This window comes from Flavobacterium tegetincola DSM 22377 (assembly GCF_000425485.1).
GTDB lineage: Bacteria > Bacteroidota > Bacteroidia > Flavobacteriales > Flavobacteriaceae > Flavobacterium > Flavobacterium tegetincola.
Genome location: NZ_KE384389.1, coordinates 3,453 through 28,981, shown reverse-complemented (window position 1 = coordinate 28,981; position 25,529 = coordinate 3,453). Strand labels below are relative to the sequence as shown.

19 protein-coding genes are annotated in these 25,529 nt (G+C 36.7%); 10 read left to right on the top strand and 9 right to left on the bottom strand.

Annotation, left to right across the window (positions count from 1 at the left end):
* Positions 1-406 precede the first annotated feature (406 nt).
* Together H602_RS0117000 and H602_RS0116995 are read right to left on the bottom strand one after the other, a co-directional pair.
* The gene (locus H602_RS0117000; RefSeq protein WP_157505152.1) at positions 407-1,402 is read right to left on the bottom strand and encodes a hypothetical protein; all 996 of its coding nucleotides are present in this window, start codon (positions 1,400-1,402) and stop codon (positions 407-409) included.
* 258 nt (positions 1,403-1,660) lie between these two features.
* On the bottom strand, positions 1,661-2,137 hold the full coding sequence (locus H602_RS0116995) for a transcriptional regulator (protein WP_026979100.1): 477 nt from the start codon (positions 2,135-2,137) through the stop codon (positions 1,661-1,663).
* 892 nt (positions 2,138-3,029) lie between these two features.
* Between H602_RS0116995 and H602_RS0116990 the strand changes: the two genes are divergently transcribed.
* The 3 genes from H602_RS0116990 to H602_RS0116980 are packed head-to-tail and all read left to right on the top strand — an operon-like array spanning position 3,030 to position 10,083.
* Complete coding sequence (locus tag H602_RS0116990) at positions 3,030-6,029, top strand: SusC/RagA family TonB-linked outer membrane protein (RefSeq protein ID WP_026979099.1); 3,000 nt, start codon at positions 3,030-3,032, stop codon at positions 6,027-6,029.
* Positions 6,030-6,047: 18 nt separating this feature from the next.
* Positions 6,048-7,454: a RagB/SusD family nutrient uptake outer membrane protein gene (locus H602_RS0116985; RefSeq protein WP_026979098.1), complete on the top strand. Its 1,407-nt coding sequence runs from the start codon at positions 6,048-6,050 to the stop codon at positions 7,452-7,454.
* A gap of 1 nt (position 7,455) precedes the next feature.
* A complete protein-coding gene (locus H602_RS0116980) occupies positions 7,456-10,083 on the top strand; it encodes an alpha/beta hydrolase family protein (RefSeq protein ID WP_026979097.1) in 2,628 nt (875 codons plus the stop codon).
* A gap of 77 nt (positions 10,084-10,160) precedes the next feature.
* Here H602_RS0116980 and H602_RS0116975 read toward each other — a convergent pair whose 3' ends face one another.
* From H602_RS0116975 to H602_RS0116960, 4 genes are all read right to left on the bottom strand, one after another.
* Positions 10,161-10,445 carry a DUF6520 family protein gene (locus H602_RS0116975; protein ID WP_026979096.1) on the bottom strand — a complete coding sequence of 95 codons (285 nt, stop codon included), beginning with the start codon at positions 10,443-10,445 and terminating at the stop codon, positions 10,161-10,163.
* Positions 10,446-10,526: 81 nt separating this feature from the next.
* Positions 10,527-12,008, bottom strand: coding sequence for a DoxX family protein (locus H602_RS0116970; RefSeq protein ID WP_035759930.1), 1,482 nt, complete (start codon positions 12,006-12,008; stop codon positions 10,527-10,529).
* Between the two features lie 133 nt (positions 12,009-12,141).
* Positions 12,142-13,032 carry a helix-turn-helix domain-containing protein gene (locus H602_RS0116965; RefSeq protein ID WP_026979094.1) on the bottom strand — a complete coding sequence of 297 codons (891 nt, stop codon included), beginning with the start codon at positions 13,030-13,032 and terminating at the stop codon, positions 12,142-12,144.
* A 104-nt stretch (positions 13,033-13,136) separates the two neighbouring features.
* Positions 13,137-13,520: a DUF7793 family protein gene (locus H602_RS0116960; protein WP_026979093.1), complete on the bottom strand. Its 384-nt coding sequence runs from the start codon at positions 13,518-13,520 to the stop codon at positions 13,137-13,139.
* A gap of 216 nt (positions 13,521-13,736) precedes the next feature.
* Here H602_RS0116960 and H602_RS0116955 point away from each other — a divergent pair, with 216 nt between their 5' ends.
* From H602_RS0116955 to H602_RS0116915, 7 genes are all read left to right on the top strand, one after another.
* Positions 13,737-16,160 (top strand): aminotransferase class I/II-fold pyridoxal phosphate-dependent enzyme, encoded by a 2,424-nt coding sequence (locus H602_RS0116955; RefSeq protein WP_026979092.1) that lies wholly within the window; start codon positions 13,737-13,739, stop codon positions 16,158-16,160.
* A gap of 29 nt (positions 16,161-16,189) precedes the next feature.
* Entirely contained in the window at positions 16,190-17,023 is an 834-nt protein-coding gene (locus H602_RS0116950) for an RteC domain-containing protein (protein WP_026979091.1), read from the top strand.
* 528 nt (positions 17,024-17,551) lie between these two features.
* Positions 17,552-17,836: a helix-turn-helix domain-containing protein gene (locus H602_RS0116940; RefSeq protein WP_026979090.1), complete on the top strand. Its 285-nt coding sequence runs from the start codon at positions 17,552-17,554 to the stop codon at positions 17,834-17,836.
* A gap of 728 nt (positions 17,837-18,564) precedes the next feature.
* Complete coding sequence (locus H602_RS0116935) at positions 18,565-19,305, top strand: transcriptional regulator (protein ID WP_245574961.1); 741 nt, start codon at positions 18,565-18,567, stop codon at positions 19,303-19,305.
* Between the two features lie 366 nt (positions 19,306-19,671).
* The gene (locus H602_RS0116930; protein ID WP_026979088.1) at positions 19,672-20,292 is read left to right on the top strand and encodes a P-loop NTPase family protein; all 621 of its coding nucleotides are present in this window, start codon (positions 19,672-19,674) and stop codon (positions 20,290-20,292) included.
* A gap of 210 nt (positions 20,293-20,502) precedes the next feature.
* Positions 20,503-21,156, top strand: coding sequence for a hypothetical protein (locus H602_RS0116925; RefSeq protein ID WP_026979087.1), 654 nt, complete (start codon positions 20,503-20,505; stop codon positions 21,154-21,156).
* 494 nt (positions 21,157-21,650) lie between these two features.
* The gene (locus tag H602_RS0116915) at positions 21,651-21,998 is read left to right on the top strand and encodes a hypothetical protein (RefSeq protein WP_026979085.1); all 348 of its coding nucleotides are present in this window, start codon (positions 21,651-21,653) and stop codon (positions 21,996-21,998) included.
* A gap of 756 nt (positions 21,999-22,754) precedes the next feature.
* Here the strand turns inward: H602_RS0116915 and H602_RS0116910 are convergent.
* The 3 genes from H602_RS0116910 to H602_RS0116900 form a co-directional block, all read right to left on the bottom strand.
* Positions 22,755-23,081 carry an RCC1 domain-containing protein gene (locus H602_RS0116910; protein ID WP_026979084.1) on the bottom strand — a complete coding sequence of 109 codons (327 nt, stop codon included), beginning with the start codon at positions 23,079-23,081 and terminating at the stop codon, positions 22,755-22,757.
* Between the two features lie 108 nt (positions 23,082-23,189).
* The gene (locus H602_RS0116905; RefSeq protein ID WP_169516046.1) at positions 23,190-24,206 is read right to left on the bottom strand and encodes a T9SS type A sorting domain-containing protein; all 1,017 of its coding nucleotides are present in this window, start codon (positions 24,204-24,206) and stop codon (positions 23,190-23,192) included.
* Between the two features lie 21 nt (positions 24,207-24,227).
* On the bottom strand, positions 24,228-25,529 hold a 1,302-nt coding region (locus H602_RS0116900), incomplete at its 5' end, for a T9SS type A sorting domain-containing protein (RefSeq protein WP_026979082.1).

Sequence of the window (25,529 nt, the reverse complement as noted above, 5' to 3'; positions counted from 1 at the left end):
AATGGGTAAGGGCACTGTGCTCAAAAGTGAAGGTAAACACTAAAAAATGATCCAGATTTTACTGCATAAAAAAAGAGGATCATCTAATCCTCTCGATATTCTTAAAAACGCTTTACGATAACTCCATAAGTGTTGACGGCATGTAATCGGTTCCGTTCAACACAGGTTTCATTGTTCGTTCTCCGAACGCAACGAAACCTTAGCTGTTGGCAGAAGATTATCTTTTCTCTTTAACTTTTAAAATCTTCCCGAATTTATCTATTTCATTGCCGCAATTAGTGCAAGTATAACCACCCCACAAAAACTGTCTCCAGCTTTTAGGTAATCTAAAGTAGTTTTGTAAATGGTTACAATTACTACATTTCACTTTTTTAAAATTAATACTTAATCTCTTCATGAAATAAAATTAAAATGGCCACCAGGTTGTATAACCTAGATGTTCCCTAATTCCAGCTGCGGACGAACTTACACAAGCACTTACAAGACCACCCACAACAGCAGCTGGCACTGCTCCAACACCACCTGCTACAGCGCCTCCAATCGCCCCAGATACAGCACCCCTAACACCGCCATAGATATCGGCACGAACAATTCTACCATTACTACCACTATCTCTTTTAAATAATGTATTTGTTGAGTTTAATAGGTTACTCCATTTATCTTGGTTAAGATGCCAATATTCAAAGGAACTATCTGCAATAGACAAAATTAATTTTAAATTAAGTTGATAAACAACGTCATTATTAGTTATAGCATATTTATTATATAATTCCTTTGAATTTAGCTTAAAATCAATTATCGAAAGATTTAATTTTGTTAAGGCATTGAGTTCATCTTGAAAAAGAGCAATTTCATTAAGCTCAATACTGTCTGACTTTACTACAAAATCATCGATATTCGTTATTTTGTCTAATTCAATTTTTTGCTTTAAACTTTCTACTATATGAAAATGAATAAACTCCTCGATACTCATATTATTATGATGTAATTTATTATCTCTAATCAAAACTAATTTTTCGTAAATAAAGTCCATCTCCTCATTGTGAATTTGACCAATTAATTCGGGATTTAGAATCAAATCTTCAATTGTATATTTTGAAGATCTTGCGTATTCATTAACAGAATTATTAACTTCGGAATTTTCTAAATTTTGAAATGAAGGTTCATAATTTTCACATCCTGTAAATATTAGGCTAAAAGCTAATAAACCAAATGCTATTTTTCTCATAATCATATTTGCTTCCCCATTTGTATTAATACGGACTACCGTAAGGACGATAACTTTAGGTACTATTTTGTAGTTTATAAAACTGGTTAATGTACCGCCCTGCTGGCTTATAATTTGTACTTTCTTAATAAATTTCATATTTCCTTGAATGAATTCTAGTGTATCTTCAAGCAATTTGTCCTTTAGAAACAAGTTTTCAAAATTTCCTGTAACTAGTGAATATAAGCAAGTTTATACAACTTTATGCAAATTAAACTTTCTCACCTTCTAATCACCAAGCCTTAAGCATTAATCTTCCAAACATAAGAACAATTTTCCATCCGGAATGAAGGTTTACCGTAATTCTCAAAAATATTCAGTAAAAATAAATTGTATTCCTATTTTAATTTGAGATCATAAAAAAAGATGCCTAAGCATCTTTTTTGTACTATACTATTTATGATATAAATTCCTAGCCCCGTCTTTTTTAATTTTTAGAATATTATTTTTAGCAAGTCGTCCTAAAATAGCTGATACGTTTTTCGATTCTACTGTTACATTAAAATCTTCTCTTAATTTAAGAACTATATCATTTGTTTTTCGAGGTATTTGGAAATAATCATTACTAAAGTAAGTCATAATTCTTGAAGTCAATCTAGATTTTTCTTTTCTGGTTTCTGATAATTTAAATCTTGGTTCCGAACGAAGTGGGATATTCAAAAGGTCCTTCGGATGAGTATTGACCGCAAGACTCAATTCGATAAAATACGATATTGATGTTTCTTCACCATTTTCGAAATCATATATCTTTTTATATGTAAAACCTGTCATTTCTACGATATCTTCAATATCTAAATTAAAAAACTCCCTTCTTTCTTTAAAAGCTATCCCAATAGCTTTAAGAGCAACATTGTTTTTATACTTATTCATATTTCAAATTGACGACTTCAACAGACAACATAAAAATACATACAGGATAATTTTGTTGTTATAAAATAATGATGTACTTTTGACTTTAATTACTTTATAAGTAATATTTTTGCGACACTTCATAAAACATTTGAAGCATTCGCTTAGAATCTCGTTTTCAAAAACTGGTAATTTTTAAATTGCACGAGAAGATAAGTAAGATGCTCACGTCCTTTGGCGTGGGCTCACTTATTCGTGCATCGGTATACCAGTACCTTGAAAGCGTTTAAGCTGAGTTCCACGCTTTTTTTATACAGTCCCGCGAAGGCGGGAAACTCATTCAAAAAATACAGGAACTTCACAAAAGAATAGCCATCACTAGGCTATCCATTAGATTCTCAGCACTGATTTCTTTATATCAGTTTCGCAATTCAATTTGAAAATGATTTTCTGGAAGGATACTGCCCGCGCCTGGCTGCAATCGGCAACGGCAGTTCCCCTTCCTTTATAAACGATAAAGTCTATGAAGCGTAATTTATAACCCAACCAAGCCTGCCCCTTGCCGAGTTTTTTGGTTTAGTTAGCTCGTGCAAGGGAATCAGGTTTTTCAAAACAAGTAAAATAAAAATTCATAATCCACAACCCAAAATTCATAAATCAAAATAAAGCCTATGACATAAACCCAACCAAATAAACCACTAATTTGCTAAAACCACAGTGCCTTTGCGCCTCAGTATCTCAGCACCTAATTAAAAAAGCTGCTCAAAACCTTACTACCTCAGCGCCTCAGTAACTTAGCACCTTAGTAAAACTCAGCACCTTTCTAAAATAAAAAGTCCCCTACTCCGTCGCGACAACAGTTATAGAGGACTAGACCAACAAAACCGAAGATTAATTAAACCTTTTCATAAGTATGAAAAATTATCTACTTTTCAGGGGCTGGACGCGCTGTATGCCGTTCCCTCTACTACAAATATTGCTACTCTTCTGGGTAACAATTAGTTCATCTCAAAATGTTCCAATTTCAGGAACCGTAACTGATGCACAAGGCACTTTGCCTGGTGTCAACGTCACCCTCAAAAACAAGACAATCGGCACATTTACCGATATCGAAGGAAAATTCCAAATCAACGCCACTTCCGAAGATACGCTGGTGGTTTCCAGTATGGGCTATACCGCTGTTGAATTACTTGTCGGAAACCAAACCGTCTTCAACATCACCTTACTATCCGACGAAACAACGCTACAAGAAGTCCTCATCAATGCCGGATACTACAAAGTTAAAGACAAAGAACGCACCGGAAGCATTTCGAAAATTACCGCAAAGGAAATCGAAATCCAACCCGTAAGCAATGTTATGGGTGCAATGCAAGGACGCATGGCAGGAGTCAGCATTACCCAAAGCTCTGGAATTGCGGGAAGCGGTTTTGACATTAAAATCAGAGGACAAAACAGCCTGCGAACCGATGGAAATGCACCGTTATATATTATTGATGGCGTACCTTATGCCTCCGATCCCATTGGTGTGGGCTACACCGCCACCGTAATGCCACTACCTACGAGTCCGTTGAACAACATCAATCCCGGAGATATCGAGAGCATCGAAATACTCAAAGATGCCGATGCAACAGCCATATACGGTTCACGTGGGGCAAACGGAGTGGTACTCATCACAACTAAAAAAGGAAAAGCAGGTAAAACCAAATTCTCATTAAACCTCCACAGAGGAAGTGCAAAAGTCACTCGATTTGCCGATTTAATGCGAACCAAGCAGTATTTAGAAATGCGCCAAGAAGCATACGCCAACGATGGGGTGACCGAATACCCTGAAAATGCCTACGACGTCAACGGAACATGGGATCCAAACCGAAATACCAATTGGCAAGAAAAATTAATCGGGGGAACCGCTCAAATAACAAATCTCCAAGCAGGACTTTCTGGTGGTTCAGCACAAACGCAGTTTGTAATCAGCGGAAATTATGCGAAGGAAACCACCGTATTCGCTGGAAAATTCAACTACCAAAAAGGAAACATCAGAACCAACATTAACCACGCCTCAGAAGACAAGCGTTTCAAAACTACCTTCGATGCCGGTTACACACTCCAAGACAACAACCAACCCGCAAGAGACTACACCGTAGAAGCACGGACACTAGCACCAAATGCACCCGCACTTTACGACGAAAATGGAAATCTGAATTGGGAAAACGGTACATTCAACAACCCTTTAAGAAATTTAGAAGGCAAATCCCTAGCACAAACCTATGATTTAGTCTCCAATCTAATGCTTTCTTACCAGCTGCTTCCCAACCTTGAAATCAAATCCAGCTTTGGATTTACCAATCTAAGACACCAAGAAAGCAGTACTCAACCCTCTACCATTTACGACCCTGCGTGGGAAATAGGACCCGAATATTCCACCATTTCCATTGCAAATACCACAAGACAATCGTGGATTATAGAACCGCAAATCAATTACCAATTAAAGCCAAGTGACAAATTTAAAGTAGACGTTTTAGCAGGAGCAACTTTTCAAAAACAAACGGGAAACCAAATCGTACAACGCGCCAGCGGCTTTACAAGCAACAGTCTTATATACAATTTGGCGGCAGCGTCTGAAATAACCGTGGACATCAATGAAATGTCAGAATACAAATACCAAGCTTTCTTCGGTCGTGTAAACCTAAACTACAACAGCAAATACATCCTTAATCTAACGGGCAGACGCGACGGCTCAAGCCGCTTCGGACCCGGAAAACAATTTGCCAACTTTGGGGCTGTAGGTGCCGCATGGCTCTTCAGTGAAGAAGAATTTTGGACCAACAGCCCACTGAGTTTTGGAAAAATCAGAGCAAGTTATGGTATAACAGGCAACGACCAAATTGGAAATTACCAGTTCTTAGATACCTACAGTCCAACAGGAGGAAACTACCAAGGAGTTATTGGATTACTGCCTACGCGCTTATTCAATCCAAACTTTGCTTGGGAAACCAACCACAAGATGGAACTCGCAATAGAACTAGGGGTGTTCAAAGATAAAATTTTTGTGACAATGGCAACATTCAGAAATAGGTCGTCCAACCAATTAGTAGGCATACCATTGCCCGCTACAACAGGTTTTTCATCTATTCAAGCCAACCTCGAAGCAACCGTTCAAAATACAGGATTTGAACTAACGACACGAACAATAAATTGCGAAACCAAAAACTTCAGCTGGAGTACCAACATCAATTTTACAGTCCTTAAAAATAAATTGGTGTCATTTCCCAATTTGGAAGGCTCTACCTACAGAGGACTCTACGCAATAGGACAACCGCTAAACATCCAAAAGATGTACCATTTTGAAGGGGTCGATCCAGCAACAGGATTGTACCAATTTAAAGATGTAAACGGTGACGGCAACATTACTCCAGAAGAAGACAAAACAGCCATAGTTGATTTTAACCCACAATTCTATGGGGGATTACAAAACCAACTCAAATATAAAAACTGGCAACTCGACTTCCTGTTCCAATTTGTCAAACAACAAAATGTAAATACGGCTGCAATAGGAATTCCTGGAATCATAGGAAATCAATCGGCTGCATTAGAAAACCATTGGCAAAGTCCAGGAGACATTGCCACTTACCAACGATTTACCAGCGGATTAGACGCCGAAGCGATTGAAGCACAAGTAAATTATTACAGCAGCGACGGTTTAGTAACCGATGCCTCATTTATTAGACTAAAAAACATTGCTTTAAGTTACCACATCCCTCCAAAATGGCTTGGCGGAAACGCCTGTAAAATAATTTTAGAGGGACAAAACCTGATGACTTTCACACGCTATAAAGGCGCTGATCCAGAATTCATCGGCGGAAATTCGTTGCCGCCTCTAAAAATACTAACCGCAGGTGTACAACTTACTTTTTAACGCTTAACAATCCTACCCATGAAAAATAAAATAGACCTTAATCGTAGAAGAAAAACAAATTTTTTTACAATCCTCTGCACACTAATCCTTTGCACACTAACGGCATGCGACGATTTTGTAAAAGTGGATGTTCCATCAAACCAACTTTCTTCTCCCCTTGTATTTGAAAACTACAGTACGGCAACGGCCGCTTTAGTTGCCATTTATGCACAAATAAGAGACAATGGATTACTTACTGGAAATCCAAGCGGCATGCAAACAATGCTGGGTCAATATACCGATGAACTGCAGTTTTTTGGTGCGGCTGGACAAACAGATGCTTCCTTTTACAACAACATCGTTTTACCCAATAATCCCGATGTAAAAAGCTGGTGGAATACAACATACAGTCAAATATACGCCACAAATGCGTTATTAGAAGGGGTCGAGAATACTGAATCCTTAACCTCTATGCAAAAAGAGCGCCTAACAGGCGAAGGCTTATTCATTAGAGCATTGCTTCATTTTCAATTGACAAATCTTTTTGGCGCTATTCCCTACGTGACCTCCACAAACTATAAAACCAATGCGACCATCTCCAAAACGCCTACTACTGAAGTGTTTCTAAAAGCAGAAGCTGATTTACTAACAGCAGAAACGCTTTTAAATGAAGACTACCTTACTCCAGAACGAATCCGCCCCAATAAAGCAACCATACAGACACTTTTAGCACGGTTGTATTTATACAGCGGAAGATGGACAGAAGCCGAAAATAGCGCGTCAGCGGTGCTGAACAATACCACGCTATACAATAACGAGCAGAGTCTTGAAAACCTGTTCTTAAAAGATAGTTTTACAACAATTTGGCAACTAATACCCGTTAACGAAGGAGAAAACACGTTGGAAGCCCAAACAAATATATTTGTACAAGGCCCTCCTCCAAATGCAGCATTAAGTCCCTCTTTTGTCAACTCATTTGAAACAGGTGACAACCGAAAAACACAATGGATCAAAGCAGTTACTGACGGAACCAACACGTGGTACCACGCGTATAAATACAAAGTTTTTCAATTCACAGGTGCATCTACGGAATATTCCATTGTCTTTCGTACGGCTGAGTTGTATTTAATTCGTGCCGAAGCCAGAGCACAACAAAGCAATTTAGAAAATGCCAAAGAGGACCTCAATGCGATTAGAAATAAAGCAGGTCTGGAAAATACAACCGCTGTAACGCCACAAGAAATAATTGCAGCCGTAATTAAGGAGCGACGCTTTGAATTGTTTACCGAAGCTCATCGCTTTTTTGATTTGAAAAGAACCAACTTACTCAATGAAGTTTTGTCCAGTACTAAACCCGGTTGGAACGATACCGACAAGCTACTACCGCTTCCCGAAACGGAACTAATACTAAACCCCAATTTGAACCCCCAAAACCCCGGATACTAAGATGAAAAAATCAAAAAAATACACTGTAGCTGTGGGGATACTATTGTGCTCCTTACAGTCCGTATGGGGTCAAATTCAGCCAAAGAAAAACCTGGAAGTAACGGATTACAAAAAATGGCACTATTTGATATCAAACGAGATTTCCGATGACGGAAAGTGGGTAACCTATACCCATCACTACCAATCCAATAGCGATACCCTTTTTATAATAAACACAGCGTCTCTTGAAACCCATGCTTTTGCTAAAGGCTTTAACTCCCGTTTTAATGGCCCATCCCAAATGATTTGCCAACAGCCAGACAACAAGCTTACCATATTCGATTTAAAAAACAAAACCAGTCGGCAATTAGAAAATGTGGTCGAATACGATATTGGAAAAAACAACCAAGGATTGGTACTTCAGCAAACTTTAAAGGATAAAACCCAATTGCTCATAACCGATAGTGAGGGTAACACACTGCTAATGATACCTCATGTACGGCATTGGAAAATAAACCACGGTAAAACAAAAGTGGCATACATCCTAGAAGACGCCGGAAAATACAGCGTGCATATAATTGATTTAGATAAAAAACGAAAACAAACCACACTTTTTGAAAACCAAAAAGAGTTCCATCAATTAGAATGGAACCAATCAGGAACTGCATTGGCATTTTTAAGCGGAAGAAACACAGCAACCCCAAAAAATAACAGAGGGGCTGTCTATCTCTACCAAGTAAAATCTGGAGAGAAAAAGGTGTTGTACCTAGAAGAGCATCCTGAAACGGCTCCTAATAGTTCTATTGGAGAATATTACACTACAGAAATGTGGGTCTCAGATGACGGGGAAAGGGTCTTTTTTGGACTAGAAGAAACAAAGGAAAGACTCGAGCCAAATCCAGAGGCGGTACAAGTATGGAATACGGCAGACAAAAGTATTTATCCGGGTAAAATCCAAATGAACGACTGGAGAAGACGACCAATTATAGCCGTTTGGTGGCCAAAAACAGGAAAAGCAAGACAAATTACAGACAACAATCTTCCTTTCTTGCAACTAGATGCAAAGCTCAAATACGCCATTACAAGCAATCCCCTCGCCTATGAACCTCAATTCAAATACTACGGCGACAGAGATTTCTACATCACCAATTTAGAAACGGGCGAAAAAAAAATATTCCTCAAAGCAGCCTCTGGTGAACCCTCAAATCTCGTTGCAGCTCCAGATGGAAAGTACATGCTTTATTTTCAAAAATACAAATGGTGGTCCTATAACCTAGCAACAGAACAACATACCCTATTGACCAAAGGAATCAAATTAGTAGAAACCGAAACGGACGATGCCAACGTGAAAGGCGGCACACCTTCAGCAATTGCAGGTTTTACAATGGCAGATGAAGACGTTTTACTATACGATGCCTACGATCTTTGGAAAGTGAAAACCGATGGAACTTCTTTTGAAAAAATGACCAATGGAAGAGAAACAAAAACCCGGTTCAGCTGTATAACAAAAGTAAAGCCGGCAACAAACTATTACGACGGGTATCAAGCCCCACAAATAGATGCAACAAAACCAATATACTTCAGCACCCTAAATGAAACCAATGAAAAAAATGGAATAGCAGTATACGAAAGTAATAAGCATCTGAAAATAATTCTAAATAAAAACAAAGCCATTACAGATATCTGCCTAACAAAGGACAGTAAAAAATTACGGTATACCGAACAGGATTTTGATGTACCTCCACAACTTGTGCTCCTTGATTCTAATACTAAAAAAGAAAAAGTAATTCATCAGAGCAATCCACAGCAAGCAGCATATTATTACGGAAAAGCATCCTTGTTTTCCTTTGATGTACAAGGTGAAAATGTGGGAGGTGTCCTATTGTATCCTGCCAATTACGACCCAAAGAAAAAATACCCAATGATTGTACACGTGTACCAAAGACAAGCCATGGACGTTCATACCTACCAAAATCCTTCACTGTTAGACAGTAGGGGTTTTAACCCAACTAATTTTACCACACAGGGTTATTTTGTATGCCTACCAAATATGCAATACGAAACGGGCAATACAGGCGAAGCAGCAACAAGATGTGTGAATGCAGCCGTACAAGCCATAATTGACAAAGATATAATTGACAAAGACAGGATCGGTTTGATTGGACACTCCTATGGTGGATACGAAACCAACTTTATTATAACTCAAAAAAATCCATTTAAAACGGCTATTTCAGGAGCTTCCTACAGCGACTTAGCGGCAGATTACCTGCATATCGCATGGGATTATAAAACCGCTGACTACAGAAGATACGAATACGGACAAATGCGTATGGGAACTACATTGTTTGAAGATCCAGCACGATACCACCGTAATTCACCCATACTATTGGCAAAAGGAGTCACAATTCCTGTACTATTGTGGTCAGGTCATGACGACAAACATGTAGATGTAAACCACAGCTATAAATTTCACATGGCGCTTCGCAGACTCAAAAAAGAGAATGTACTGCTCATCTATCCCCAAGAAAAGCACGTAATTCAAAATCCGAAAAATCAAATCGATTTGAGTATAAAAATAAAAGAATGGTTTGATTACTACCTCAAAGACGGTGAATTCAAACCTTGGATGGCTCCAGATTTTGTAGAATAGAATTTCTGGAGAGCGGAGAATAAAAAACAGAATGCAGTTCCCTTACGGAAACTGCATTACTTTTAAAGATTAAAAAATTACTGCGGAATGGGTTTGTAAAGCGTAAATTCACATGATTTCACACCTAGTTTGCGAAACAATTGTTGGGCACCAGGTACATTATTTACGGTACAAACAATAGTACCTTGCTCATTACACTGGGTAGACTTAACACACGGTTGTGTCGGACTTAAATGATACCAACCTTGCTCATTCATAGCCAAGCTAGTGTCAGAACTAATGGAGGCAGAACTTGCTGCTCCAAAAAACGCAAATGCAACCACCACCACGGGTAATAAGTTGCGAAAAAAATTAATTTTCATATGTACTAGAATTAAAAATTAGACCTACTCTATTTCAGGTTTTCGATCTTCCCCTGCTACCGGCCGATAGATATTTTTGAACTATTTATATTTTGAGGTTATTAGACCATCCAATTCGTAAAGGGCTAACTTCGTTCCAGCTATTGCATACAAACGATTCCCTTCTACAACAAAACTATTCATCTTTTTACGTTCCATATCGTGTACATAAATACTGGTAATATACGAGCGGTCGCTCAGGCGATAAATATCTACGATGCTGGCAACTGACCACATTTCTTCAGGCTCAAAACGCCCTAAAATACCAGAGTGTGCAAAAAGTAAACCTCCATAACTTGCCGCTGAAGTAGTAACAACCAAGGCAGGCTCAGACATCTTCCTTTGACCTCGATTTTGAACCGTGGCAATCTTGATTTTTGCTTGGGAAATCGTGTCAATAGTTTGTCCTCGGTAAAGAACATTTAAGTCTGTATCGATCCCAGTATACTGGTTGCGATACGAATAGATGTAAACCCCTTCCTTTGAGGTCTTGTCAAATAACAACTGACCATCTACATCAAAGACGCCATCTACTTGTTTCTCTAAGATTGTAGTGTTATACGTTACTGCTCCTTTTTTTTCTAAATCAAGCTTACCTATAATACTTCCTTTTGCCTTTTGCTCGCGAAATATAAAACGGGTGGAATCAACACAAACAACTTGATCAACAAACAAATCACCTTTATACTGCAACCGTCCGTTCCAGTCAGAAATCCGACCCGTATACAAACAGGAAACCGTACCGTCAAAAGCATAAAAATAAGGTGGGTTTACACGAACCTGTACGGACTTAAAAGGCAAATCCGTTTCATCCAATGAAATCCGAAAATGTTTTTTACCTAAACCATCATTTTCCAAAACCAAAATCTCAAGTGGAGCAGTGTAGTTCCCTAGATATACTTTGCCTTCGGAGGCGCCTGCAAAATAATAACTATTATATCCCAAATCAACTTCAGACAGTTTACGAGATGCCATTGGAAAATTCCGAATGAACGTATTCTGGTATTGAGTAATCCTAAGAGAAATTTTATACAAGACTACAAAACTGACGATACTAATTAAAGCAAGAGAAATTAAAATCAATACTGTTTTGCGAAACTTTAAATCGAATGGCATAAAAAACAGTCCCAAAACAGACAATGCCACAAAGAAAACATTAAACCATAAATGTTCGTTCCAATCCATCCGCTCCAGAATACCACCACAAGAGCAAGGAATAGATTCACTATAATTAAGTATGGTAAAAATATAAGTAGTGAAAAACACCATTAACAAAAAACTCAAATACAGACCATAAAGACGGGTTCGACGAACTAGCAATAATCCAGCAATAAACAATTCACTAATAGGAACAAGCCAAGAAAGCCACCCCGCAAAGGCACTCAACAATGGACTTTGTCCCAACTGAACCTGAAAATTTTCAAAATCCAGTAGTTTACTCACAGCTGCATAAACAAACAATAGCACATAAAGCAATACTATGATTTCTGTAACAATTGATTTAAAATTTGCAGTTAGTTTCATAACGATAGATTTATTATTTCATATCGTAAAATTCTGAATTACAAATAAATAACACTTGTCTTTTTAGGATTATTAATTTGTCCAAAACGGATTAAAATGCACTGTTTAGACCTAAATAATAAAAAGCAAAATACTACAATCGTTTCATCGTAGAGGGAGAAAAGCCGTAATGCTTCTTAAAAGCCTTACAAAAATTGGGGTAATTTAAATATCCATTCATTTCGGCAATAACTTTGAAAGTTAAGGTCGAAGTTTGGATCAGGAAATAAGCTCTTTTTAAGCGTTCTTCATTATAAAATTTATAAATGCTCATCTTAAAAAAATGCCTAAAATCTTCCTTTAATTTGTAATCATTTGTACCAAATTTACGAGACAAAATAAAAATGGGCGGCAGCGGCTCACCCAGATTAGCCAAAATGTAATCATACAGTTGCTGTGTCACAAAGACATTTGGAGCGGGACGCTGTTTAATCATATCAACGCTCTTTTCTATTACGTCTTCAGAATTAGAGGCGTTATAAAATGGTGTTGTAATAGTCAACACTATTCCAGCATCACCGGCCAGTCTAAGTACAGTGCATGTAGCGGCAATTAAAACATGTTCTATATCAAGGAGTCCTATGGACAATGCAGTACGTTTTTCAGAGGAAGTTTGTAACAAATCTTCAAACGCAATCCAAGAATCTGCGGTCATAAATTCTGCTAAAGGTCGATTGAGCAAATCATTTGCTTTATAACCTAAAAAAATCTCCGAATCAAGATTAACATCGGTAATCAGCGAGGCGGCGTCTACAAGTAAAGTGGATTGAACAAAACTACAACGTGATTGATGTACACTCAAGTAGCCATCCTGAAAAATGGATTCATCCATTTCTTCCGCAACCATATTAATTAAAACAATTAAAGTCTCCAGCTCATCATCCAAACCGCTCAAAGCAATCCTTTTCTTAAAATTACCTCGAGCCATCTCAAATAACATCGCTTGCAACTGCACAATTCGATCTTGATTCCTAAGTAGTTCCATGTAGATATTCTTTTTATTAATAACTCCGTTTTAATAAAAGAGAAAGGCAGTGATTCTAATTAATAAAATTTGAAGGACAGCTTTTCTCCAACATTTATAATTTATTATAAAAACCGTTGCAAATAATCAACAGCGATAATCTTATCAGTGAAAATTTCAGTGGGAACTGCTGGCTTATTTACTTCTAAATAAAAAGAGCTCATGCCAAACAATACTTTCTCATGTACCAATAATGCTACCGCTTTCACCAATAATGAGCCTGAATGAGCTAAAAAGTCCCTACCTCTCTTGTCGCTATGAACGATGCCGCGAATATCACATAGGACTAAAAAGTTCGTATTGTTTTGAAAACGAATACGATCAGCAACAACGCGCTGCGCGACTTCGAGATTCAATGTAGTATTTAATTTGTAAGTAATAAATAGAATTCCATCCTGTACCTCGAACTGGGCATATTTATTCTCATATAAACGATGTGCTGCAATCATTTTCTATGTTGTAGGTTAATTTAAAGTAAAACTAACGATTTTTGAAATAAGTCAGATTGTCAATTTAGCAATTTTTACTGCCTTTTGAACTATTGTTGTCATTTATAGAATTAACCTTGTCTATTCAGGAGTTATATTAGACGATTTGCTAAACTCTCATTTATTTTAGTCAATTTTATTCTTTTAAACCCTTAACCTACTAATTTATAAAGAAAAATGGCAAAAATTAAACACAATAATTTCATCGATACCGTCGACAAAGTGATCGCTGGTGCAAAAAATGAAGGGATTCTGCACCTCTACGCAGAAAATAAAATACTAACCGGTAGAACCATCCAAATCAAAGGAAATGAAATGTTCCACTTCGGTACCACAGGATACTTGGGTCTGGAACAAGACAACCGACTAAAAGATGCAGCCATTCAAGCTATACGCGACTATGGTAAGCAGTTCCCTCTGTCGAAAACCTATATTTCGCATCCGCTGTACTACGAACTGGAAGCTCTAGTTGAAAAAATGTACGGCGTCCCTCCCATCATAACAAAAAACAGCACATTGGGTCATTTAGCAATAATACCAACACTCATCAGAGATGAAGACGGTGTAATTTTGGACCACCAAATGCACTGGAGCGTTCAAAATGCATGTCAATTGCTCAAGCTTCGAGGAATTCCAGTGGAGATGATTCGCCACAACAACCTGGAAATGCTAGAAGATAAAATTAAGAATCTAGCTTCTAAATGTCAAAAAATATGGTACATGGCAGACGGGGTCTACTCCATGTTTGGCGACTGCGCGCCAATGGAGGAACTCATAAAACTGACTGAAAAATACAGTCAATTCAACATCTATTTTGACGACGTACACGGAATGAGTTGGAAAGGTAAAAACGGTGTGGGCTTCGTTTTTGATGCAATCAAAGAGCTACCAGAAAATATCGTTGTCGTAAGTACGTTGAGCAAAACATTTGGAGCCAGTGGAGCAACATTTTTCTGCAAAGACGAAAAGCTTCGCGAAAAAATCAAAAACTTCGGTGGACCGCTAACCTTTTCTGCACAATTAGAACCCGCTTCAGTAGCCGCCGCTATCGCTTCTGCAAAAATTCACTTATCACCTGAAATCACAATGATGCAAGAAGGTTTAGCAGAAAAAATAAACTATTTCAATAATCTAATGGCAATAGATAATTTACCTATTGTGGCGAAAAACGATACACCCGTTTGCTTCTTTGGTATGGGAACTCCGTTAACAGCATACAATCTAATGCACCGCCTTTTCAACGAAGGCTTTTTCTTAAATTTAGGAATGTATCCTGCCGTGCCCATTAAAAATACAGGCATCAGAATAACTTTATCAAGTCACAATCGCAAGGAAGACATTAAGTTGTTAGCAGAGGCTTTGATGTATCATTACCCCAAAGCTTTAGAAGAAACCCAAACAACCGACAATAAAGTAAGAGAGGCTTTTGGACTACAAACAAATAATGAAGAAGATAATAAAATCGAAATGTCGGATGAGTTTATAATAGAAGAAAACACAACCATACATGATATTTCAAAAACAATATGGAATAGTTTTCTTGGTAAAAACAGTTGCATCGACTGGGACGGAATGAAATATTTGGAAGAAGCTTTTATTAATGCGGATGATACAACAAACAACTTGAGTTTCTACTATTACACCGTCAAAAATGCAGCAGGCAAAATTCTTGCTATGACGTTCTGCACAGTAGGAATTTGGAAAGACGACATGCTTGCAACAGAATCCGTTTCTAGACAACTGGAAATAATACGTAAAACCAACCCATTGTATTTAACTTCAAAGGTTTTCAGTATGGGCTGCTTATTTACAGAAGGAAATCATTTTTACATAGATGAGAAACACGTGCAAGCAAAAAAAGCGTTAACATTTCTGATAGCTAAACTAGAAAATAAGTACAATGAATTAAATGCAGACATGCTTGTATTGCGCGATTTCGCAGAAGACAACACATGGGAAAAGCAAATTCAAGAGCAAGGATTTCTAAGAATAACAATGCCTGAATCCTGCATTTATAAGAGTCTAAAATGGCACAGCTACGACGAATTTTCAAATAGGCTTTCACCACGTTCTAAAAAGCATTTTAATAAAGAAGTACATCCTTTCGAACAACTTTTCAACATTAGCATTAAGTCAAAATTGAATGAAAATGAACTAGATAGAGCCTATCAATTGTATAAAAATGTCAAGAACAATAATTTGGCAATAAACACATTTGAATACAACAAATCGGTTTTTCAAAAAATGAACGAAAATCCCAATTGGGAATTCATTGTACTTTCCATCAAAGACCAATCGGAACAACCTTTTGTAGGCGTGATGTTTTGCTATAAAAATCAAAGTTACACGTACGTTCCAGAATTAATTGGTATGGATTACCAATATACGGCAGAATTTCAGCTGTACAGACAATTGCTATTTCAAACAATAAAAAGAGCAAATGAATTAAACTTAAACCAAATCGACTTTGGCGTTTCAGCTTCTTTTGAAAAGAAAAAATTGGGCGCAAAAGTGATTCCAAAAGTGGCTTACGTCCAAATTAGAGACAACTTTTCTTCTGAACTAATGAACACCTTACAGAACGATTACAAAGCCATTTAATAAATCCAATAAATTTAAAGCATTGTACTATGATTACACAAAAACTAGATTCATTCAGTAACGCTTGCAATCAACTTTTAGAATCGAATGAAAATGCCTTGACCAAAGCAGTTGAAGGTATTAGCCTTTGCAATAAAACACTGACAAACCTGAAGGAAATTGTAGATAAAAGAGACTTCAATACCATACCAGAGGAAATCGATTTTTTCAGAAATGTAAAACCAATCCCAATGTCTTTTCTAATTTATTTCACAGAAGTAAGATCCTGTGAATTAAGAATGCCAAAGGCAGGAAACTCCTATAAAATTAATTTTCTACAAAAAGAACTGCGGAAAATCAACAAATTTTTCTACAAAAACACAGATTTTGTGCATTATATGGAGCAAGGCTACAACTACCTCGACCACCAATTTTTCACTAGAAGTTACCGGGACAATTTCCCTTTTACGCCAATGACGGATTATTATCAGTTTCCCGAATTTACAACCACACAAGACATGCTTTGGGCAAAAGTTAAAGCAATGTACCGATACATCCACCACATCCGGCAATCACTAAAAAAACTTAAAGTAGATGATTCCGATATATTTGAAGACAAAAAGCACAAAGTAATGGTATGGACAGGTCCCAAAACGGCATTGACAGAACTAATTTATGCACTGTTTTCAAATGGCGCAATAAACCACGGCGCTGCAGATATAAATTTAATAACAGCCTCCTTTGAAGATTTCCTCAATATAAAATTAGATAATGTCTACAAAACCTATTCAGAAATCAAAGCACGAAAAAGCAGCAAAACAAAATTTCTAGAAGAACTAACCCTAAACCTCCAGCAAAAAATAGCACGAGATGACATGAATTAACACACTCAATCCGAATCAATAAAAGAGCAAACACATTAAAAAAATTAGTGTTTGCTCTTTTTTATTTTTGACCATTACAAGCTTTAATTCTTACCTCTACAATATTTATTCTATGTTCTTTTTTCCACCTCTATATTCTATGCTCTTTCCTCTATGCTCTATATTCTATCATCTTTCCTCTTTTTCTATACTCTATATTCTATGCTCTTTTCTCTATCCTTTTTCCTCTTTTTTCTATATTCTTTTTTCTATGCTCTTTTTTCTTTTTTCTTTTTTCTTTTTTCTTTTTTCTATAATCTATATTCTATATTCTTTCCTCTTTTTCTATATTCTATCCTCTTTTTTCTATCCTCTTTCTTCTATGCACTTTCCTCTATGCACTTTCCTCTATGCACTTTCCTCTCTACTTCATACCATTTGATGTTAAATTAATTCGTACTACGAGGCGCATTGGGATAAAGGGAAACAAATTATATGGTCTTTTGTAGGAGAAATAAATAGTCACAATTAAACACAAATGATAGGACAATGGAAATCCTTACCAAAGCAGATTTGCAAGAATTCAAAACAGAACTTCTAGCCGACATTCGAAATGCACTAAAATTCGCTGATAACAATTCTTCAAAAAAATGGCTAAAGTCAAAAGAAGTCCGTGCGCTACTCAACATCTCACCCGGAACCTTGCAAACCCTCCGAATAAACGGCACATTAACCTACACCAAAATTGGTGGTATAATGTATTACGACCAACTCGACATTGACAAGCTCCTCACAAAAAACAAAGTCCAAGCCATCCCCACACTATTCAAGTAACTGAAAACAATTGCCTAAAGGACAGTACCATGACCATAAAATTGAGTAAAGTCAACTGTCACTGCACTAAATAATGCCATTTATCAAACTGACAAACAAAGTATTCAGCCATTGAGAGAAACGTTCTGACCGTCACTACGAGGAACGAAGCAAAGCAATCTGTCATTGCGAGGAATGAAGCAAAGCAGTCCGTCATTGCGAGGTACGAAGCAATCTCATATCTATATTCTATGTTTTTTTCTATGTTCTTTGCTCTTTATTCTATGTTCTTTTCTCTAGTCTTTCATTGCGCGGAACGAAGCAAAGCAGTCCGTCATTGCGAGGTACGAAGCAATCTCATCTCTTTTTTCTATGTTCTTTTCTCTAATCTCTATCCTCTAAACCAATGAAAACCAACACCCAAACCTGCAACGGCACCTGCGAAAGCTGCGACTGCCATAACGCACTAAAAACCTTGAAACTTGAAACTAAGAACATACAACTATAACTCAAGTCTTAATACTTAATACTCAAATCTTAATACTTCTCCCATGAACTACATCAAACACCTCACCGGCTTCTTCGAAAAAGTAGTACTCGACAAAAATTTGAATCCTACCCATGTAAGCCTTTACATAGCATTATTCCAATTTTGGAACTGCAACCGGTTCAGAAATCCAATCAGCATATCTCGAGATGAGGTCATGCGAATAAGTAAAATAAGTTCAAAGGCAACGTACCACAAATGCATGAAAAATTTACATCAGTCAGGTTACATTGACTACCAACCTTCCTACAATCCATTTAAAGGAAGTCATGTTGTTTTATTCAACTTTTCGGACAATTTAAAACCAGAATTGAAAGCAGAAAGAAGTTCAAAAAATGAACCTATTTCTTATATTAGTGTTGAACAAGTTGTAAACAAGTCCTGTACTACTTCTGAAACAAGCACTGAACAAGCGTTAGTATCTTATATAAACAATACAAACAGTACAAACAAAGTAAACAATTCAAACAGTGAAAACAGCTTAAACAAAAGCAAGCCACCAAAAATAAATGAAATTTCAGAACCTGATTTTTTAGAAACCGACGTTAGTCAAAAAAAAGAAAAAAAATTGCGCGAAAAAAAGAAAGACAATAACGAAGCACAACTCGAGACTTCAGTTGAAAATATCGAAGTCATAAATCACTTCACCGTTCCAGGAATAAAATCAGAAAAACCAAATACTAATTTCAAACCAACAATCGACGAAGTCAAAAGCTATTTCGTACAAGAAAAATTTCCGGACCTCGAAGCCCAGAAGTTCTACAACTACTTCGCAAGCATCGGTTGGCTTGTCGGCGGCAGAACTCCAATGCAAAATTGGCAAGCTGCGGCACAAAACTGGATGCTAAACGCAAATAAATTCACCAAAGAATCCCATGCCCCACCAAAACCGAAAACCTACCTCAACGCCACCACCGAAAAAAACTACGCCGAACCACTCTAAAACCCTTTCCAAAATTCCCCTCTAGAGGGGTGCCCAAAGGGCGGGTTGGCAAATTTGCACCTCAATCGCAAATGAAACTCAAAACTTAAACCCAAATTCCAAACCCAATGAGCAAAGCGAATACCATAACTGAAAATCTACGTAAACCAGCGACCCGAGAGCTATGCTCGAACTGACGAAGTACATCCGCCAAAATCCGCGTTCCAAAAAACTGAGCAAAGCGAATACCGAACTATAAATCAGTTTTTCAATCCCTCAATCCCTGAATCTCTAAATCCTTACGTCCTTCTATCCCTCAATCTTTCTATCTTTCTAACTTTCTATCTTTCTATCTTTCTATCTCTTAATCCCTCAATCCTCACCACAATGAACAACCCAACGCAAACATACACCTATCCCGAAGTCACACAATGGCTCCAAAAAAAAGGCCTCGACCTCTACGGATCAAAATTCAAAATCCTCGAACCCGACTACCCAATAATCCACAAACTAATCGCCTATTTCCTAAAAGACGAACCAACCTGCCACCAATACGGAATCGACCTCACAAAAGGAATTCTATTTGCTGGACCAATCGGAAGCGGAAAAACAGCATTGATGAACCTCATGAAATGCCTCACATCCGCAGAACACAAATTCTACATCAAACCGTGCCGAGACATCAGTTTCGAATTCATCCAAGACGGATACCAAATCATCCACAAATACAGCATCGGAAAACTCTACCACGCCGAAGCAAAACTCATCTGTTTCGACGATTTAGGAGTAGAAAACAACCTCAAATATTATGGCAACGAATGCAACGTAATGGCAGAAATACTGCTTTCTCGATACGATTTATTCATTTCTAAAAAAATACAAACCCACATCACTACAAACCTATCCGCCTCCGAAATAGAAACCATTTACGGCAACCGCGTCCGCTCACGACTTCGAGCCATGTTCAACCTCATCGCCTTCGACAAATCTACACCCGACAAACGATAAATAATTGTATGTCACACTGAGCCTGTCGAAGAACTCCAACCCAAAATCTTAAATCCATCCTCTATATTCTCAAATACTAAATCCTAAATCATGATTCTATGCTCTTTATTCTATGCTCCTTTATCTTAATTCTTAATACTTAAATCTTAATACTTTCCTCACATTCATAATACTTAAATCAAAATTCATAACTCATAAATCTCCTACCACATGAAACAAATAGACAAATTCTGGAAATGGTTCCAAGACAACGAACAAGCCCTAAAAAACGCATTCTTCCTAGGAATAAATAGAGAAGAAGTGCTATTTCACTTTAATCGTAATCTCAATTATGTTTCTACAAGAATTGGTTTTGTAATTAAAAGGACAAGCGACGACAATGATAAAAGTTTAATTATTTTCACCGGAGCAGGCTACAGAAAACTTTTTCCTAAACTAATTGCACTCGAAGAGCAAGCGCCAAAATTAGAACTGTTCCGGCCACAAGCTTTTATAAAACCTATGCAAAATACGGACGAAATTAAACAAGGTAACGATGACCCAATCTACTGCGAAAATTACATCCTCAAACTTAGCGAAATGCAGTTTTCACTATTAGATTTCAACGTTTCAACAAAGCAACTAAAATTAACAATTTACCTTCTCAACTTCGATGAAATAGAAACTATTGAACAATTATACGACGATATCAGATGGTTGCTAATGGAAATTATAGGAGAGATTAATTACAAGAAACACATCAAGGATTTTGAATTAGTACAAATGCCTAATAATCAAAATGGCTTATTAGACCTGATTGAACTTCAGGACTATATAGATTATTTGTGCAAAATAGATTCAGGTAAAAAAACGAGATATTTATAATTTATCTGAAAAATAATAACTAAAGGTAATTAGAATGCAATTATTTTTTGACTATCCAAAATTCAGTGATATAAAATATTAACCAGAATTTGAAGTTGATAACTTCAATACCAATTATGTCTAATAAATATTCAATTTTTTAAATGCTTATACCACTTGGCAGATCGTTTAAAATTTCTTTCAGATTGTCATTGAGGTCTTTTCGTACTTCAAATTGCTTATGCATAATTTCATTAAGGACTTCCAATTTTTCTTCCATAATAAAAAGTTTTAATAGAGTATTATACTTAAATAAATTAAAAACAATTTGCAATAAATACCAACAAATTATGTGACATCGACACCGTGGATGTTTATGCTGATATACTCCAAGGAGGATTGTAATATTAAAATAATCCATTGAATCAATAAGTAGAATTAAATAAATCTCTATTTTTGAATAAATTAACATAAAATAATACGTGATGAGAGAAGAAATATTACATCGTTTATAAATGGGTGAAACAAACTTTACCGATTTAGTGTCTAACTATCCTAACATTTTACCCCAAAGCATGTATGTTTCAGCATATGACAGTTATGAGAATGAGATTCCTAAAAAGTGGGTAAATAACTTTATTACTGTATTAAATAGGGTAGAAAACCAAGATTTATATGAGCCGTTAAACAATTACGATCAAGCTATTCATTTTTTTACAAGAGTAGATATAGATGAATCAATTGAGAAAGCAAACACAATTGAGGGAGCTAAATTCATGTCGATACCAGGTGAGAAATTAACAATTCCGCAAGTGTTGGAGGCTAATAAACTCGTTTTTGAGTCAGGTGGCGGTTTGCTTTGAATGTGGCTTCATTCTGCAAAATTTTCCAGTAATATATAAAAATAATATCTAATGAATAGAACTTTATTCACTATTGCAGTTTCTAATTAGTGTAAAATTTTTTAAAAAAAACTGCTGTACTGTTGACTTTCTGAAAAATAAATCACTGCTATGGAAATCACTTATTCACAAACACAACCCTCAAGATATTTTATAATTTATGATGGAATATATGAAATTTCAACGAATGACTTAGATTTTGTTGTTACAATTGTTGCAAGCCGCAATATCGAGCATCTACAGTTGTTAGACATTCAAGAAAGAAAATGGATTGAAGTTGAGTCATTATTAAAGAATAATTCAAAACGACATTCATGCATTTTAAAGAGATATTTTTGAAAACTCCTACGAACTTTTAAATACTTCTAGCACTATTGCGTTTTTTTTAGCATTCATTCTTTGAAACAAGGATTTAATAGTGATATTTTCTAAAATGGTAAGCGAATATAGTAAATCTGAAGTGGATATTGATTTTATGATGCGGGCATGCAATTTAATCTAACTAGAGCCGATTTATACTGATTTGAATTTGTATTGAAAAAGTTTAAATATCCATCAAATAACAGCGATAATCACCGCAAAAACGAATAATTGTAAGCACGGATAAGCCTACTTCAGTTTTGAAAATTCAAAGTTCTTTTGATTTCAAAAAGAAAATAAGAATAAATGTTGCTATAGTAATCTTGATTGTTATTGAATGGAAACCTTTTTTTATAATTAAATAAATTTGTTATAAGAGTGCCCCAAAAAACCAAGTTCATTACTACCAATTACCCAAAGTGTTCCATCACCCTTTATAGCAAAAGTATTTCTCACACCTGTATAGACTTTTGTCCATGTCGTATTAATTCCTATAGGAATTGCATTTGGCTCTGTCCAATTGACATTTGCTAATTGCCCATAAGATCCAGCTCCCCAACCCCAAAGCGTTCCGTCACTCTTTAATCCCACAGTATGGGTGCCACCAAAAGAGATTGATTCATAACATTGGGCATTCGCAAAAACTGTAGTTAATAAAAATGCAATAAGTAAATTTTTCTTCATGTTTTTGTTATTTAAAAAGAGGCAGGCAGCGCCTGCCTCTTAGATTAGTTTCCTCACCTTCAACCGAAGTTTCGGGAGAGTATGCTAGGAAAGGGTAAGTTACTTAAATTATTTAATGACTAATTTTTGTTGGTATAAGATTTGATTTTCATTTCTGATTGCTACTATATAAACACCAGCAGCATAAGTACTGATGTTTAGCGTAGCAGTACCTTGTGCATCAACCAATGCTTTTTGGCTCAACAAACGGCCCATTAAATCGTAGAGTTCCACCGTTGCATTTGATACACTTAAATCATACTGTACTTGAACCGTGTCAGAGGCTGGATTTGGATAGAGCGTACAGTTTTTAGAAATAGCTGTGTTTGTGTTATCGGTATCTTCCACGTTATTTTTCCTGTATTGTTCGTTTTCGCAATACGGAATTTTAATTGGAAACATGTATTCACAGTCAATCATTCCTTCTTTTTCAGGGATTTGTCCGTGTATTCTCAAGGTGGTAGTTCCTCCCATAAATGGACTTTGAGGAATCATTGTTATTTGAATTACATTCGGTCCGTAATTGAGCGTAAAAGTTCCAGGAATTATTAAAACATGGTTTAACGGATCACTAATAGTGGCTTGAAACGGCTGAAGTGAATTACTAAAAATAACTAGTGTTTGTGTAAATGCGCAGTATGGAGCTTCAACCTTTTTGAAGTCCTCAATCTTGACGTCTTTTATTTCGCAATCACCACACATATTATTTGAAAAACTCAACAGTCCCGACTCTAAATCGCACATACCTGTATTAATCGTCATCGAATAATTGCCATTTGAATACAAAGTGAAAGGACTTGCAAAACCACTTCCAGAAGAAACGGATTGCCCATTGTTGTTCCAACTCCAATTTTGTAAAGGTAATAAAGGCCCTATTAGATAATTGCCTTTTCTGATACAGTCTGTATAGCAACCTGTAGGGAATATCCACATATAGTTTTCAGGACTTTTAGGTACATCGATTTGTTTAGTAAACGAACAACCTCCACCAGTACTTGCGGTAACGCTAAAAGCGCCGCCATCATTTACAGTAATGCTATTACCCACTGCGCCGTTGCTCCAGTTGTAATGTTGTAACTTTTCCATTGCTAATGATTTTCTCATTATCTACTGCTTCACAAACTTCAGAGTCGTTGAATTCCCTGAATTATTCACCAAATTCAACAAATAAACTCCAGAACTGAAACTACTGCAATCAATATTATTACCTACTGTAAGTGCGCCTTCACTGATTTTAACTCCTAAGATAGAATAGATTTGGTACTGTACTGTTTCTTGATTGTCGATAAATAAGCGATTTTGAACAGGATTTGGATAGATCTTCACCTCAGCCGATTTCTCAAAAGTAGGAGTAGATAAACTAGTTACACAAATGTTTGGCGTTAATTGAGGAGAAGTATAATATCCTGCATTATAATCCGTGCCGTTACCAAACTCGCCGTAATAATTTCGACCCCAATAATAAACTGATCCATCAGTTTTAGTAGCCATTGTAGTAGTAAAATTGCGTGCTTGAACAGTATCCCAATTGCTATCCGTTCCTATCTGTACAGGAACATGATGCGTACTTGAAGTACCATCTGCTAATTGCCCATTTGTATTGAGTCCCCAAGCCCATAAAGTACCGTCTGTTTTAACTCCAAACGAAGTACTTGTTCCAGTTGAAAAACTCCTCCAAGAATCGGTGCCTACTTGATGAGGAGTGATGCCAGGGTTGATATTTTCACCAACACCTCTACCAGGACCCGAACCCCATGCCCAAAGCGTTCCATCAGATTTTTGTGCCAAAATATGTATAGCTCCAACGCTCATTTTATTCCATGTATTAATGGAAGTAATTTGCGTAGGCGTATTTAATGCATAAATGCTGGATGCTGCTACTAAAAGATATCCTGTATTTGCTCCCCAACCCCAAAGTGTGCCATCCGCTTTCAAAGCAAAAGCTGTTTCACCTGTACTTGTAGCTATATCAATCCAATCTGTTCCAGTGCCTACTTGTATCGGAACAAGTTGTGATTCTGACGAGGGAGGGTTTCCAGTTTGATTGTAGTTATCTTGACCCCAAGCCCAAATAGTTCCATCTGATTTTAAAGCCAAATTAAAAAAAAGAGAAGGTGCTACTTTTACCCAATTGTTAGCTGTTGTGATTTGCTGAAATGTAGTAAAACTTTGCGCAGTGGAATTCACACCAAGAGATCCATTCAAGTTACTACCTACTCCCCACAAAGTGCCATCTATTTTTAAAACAAAAGTATTCAGCGGACCCACAAAAAAATTATTAACAGTATTGATGTTCGAAAATTGAATTGGATTTGGCTCTGTGTAACTGTTGGTTGCAAGTTGACCAGCATCACTGCGTCCCCAACCCCATAGTGTTCCGTCTGCTTTTAAACCCACTGTATGAGTACC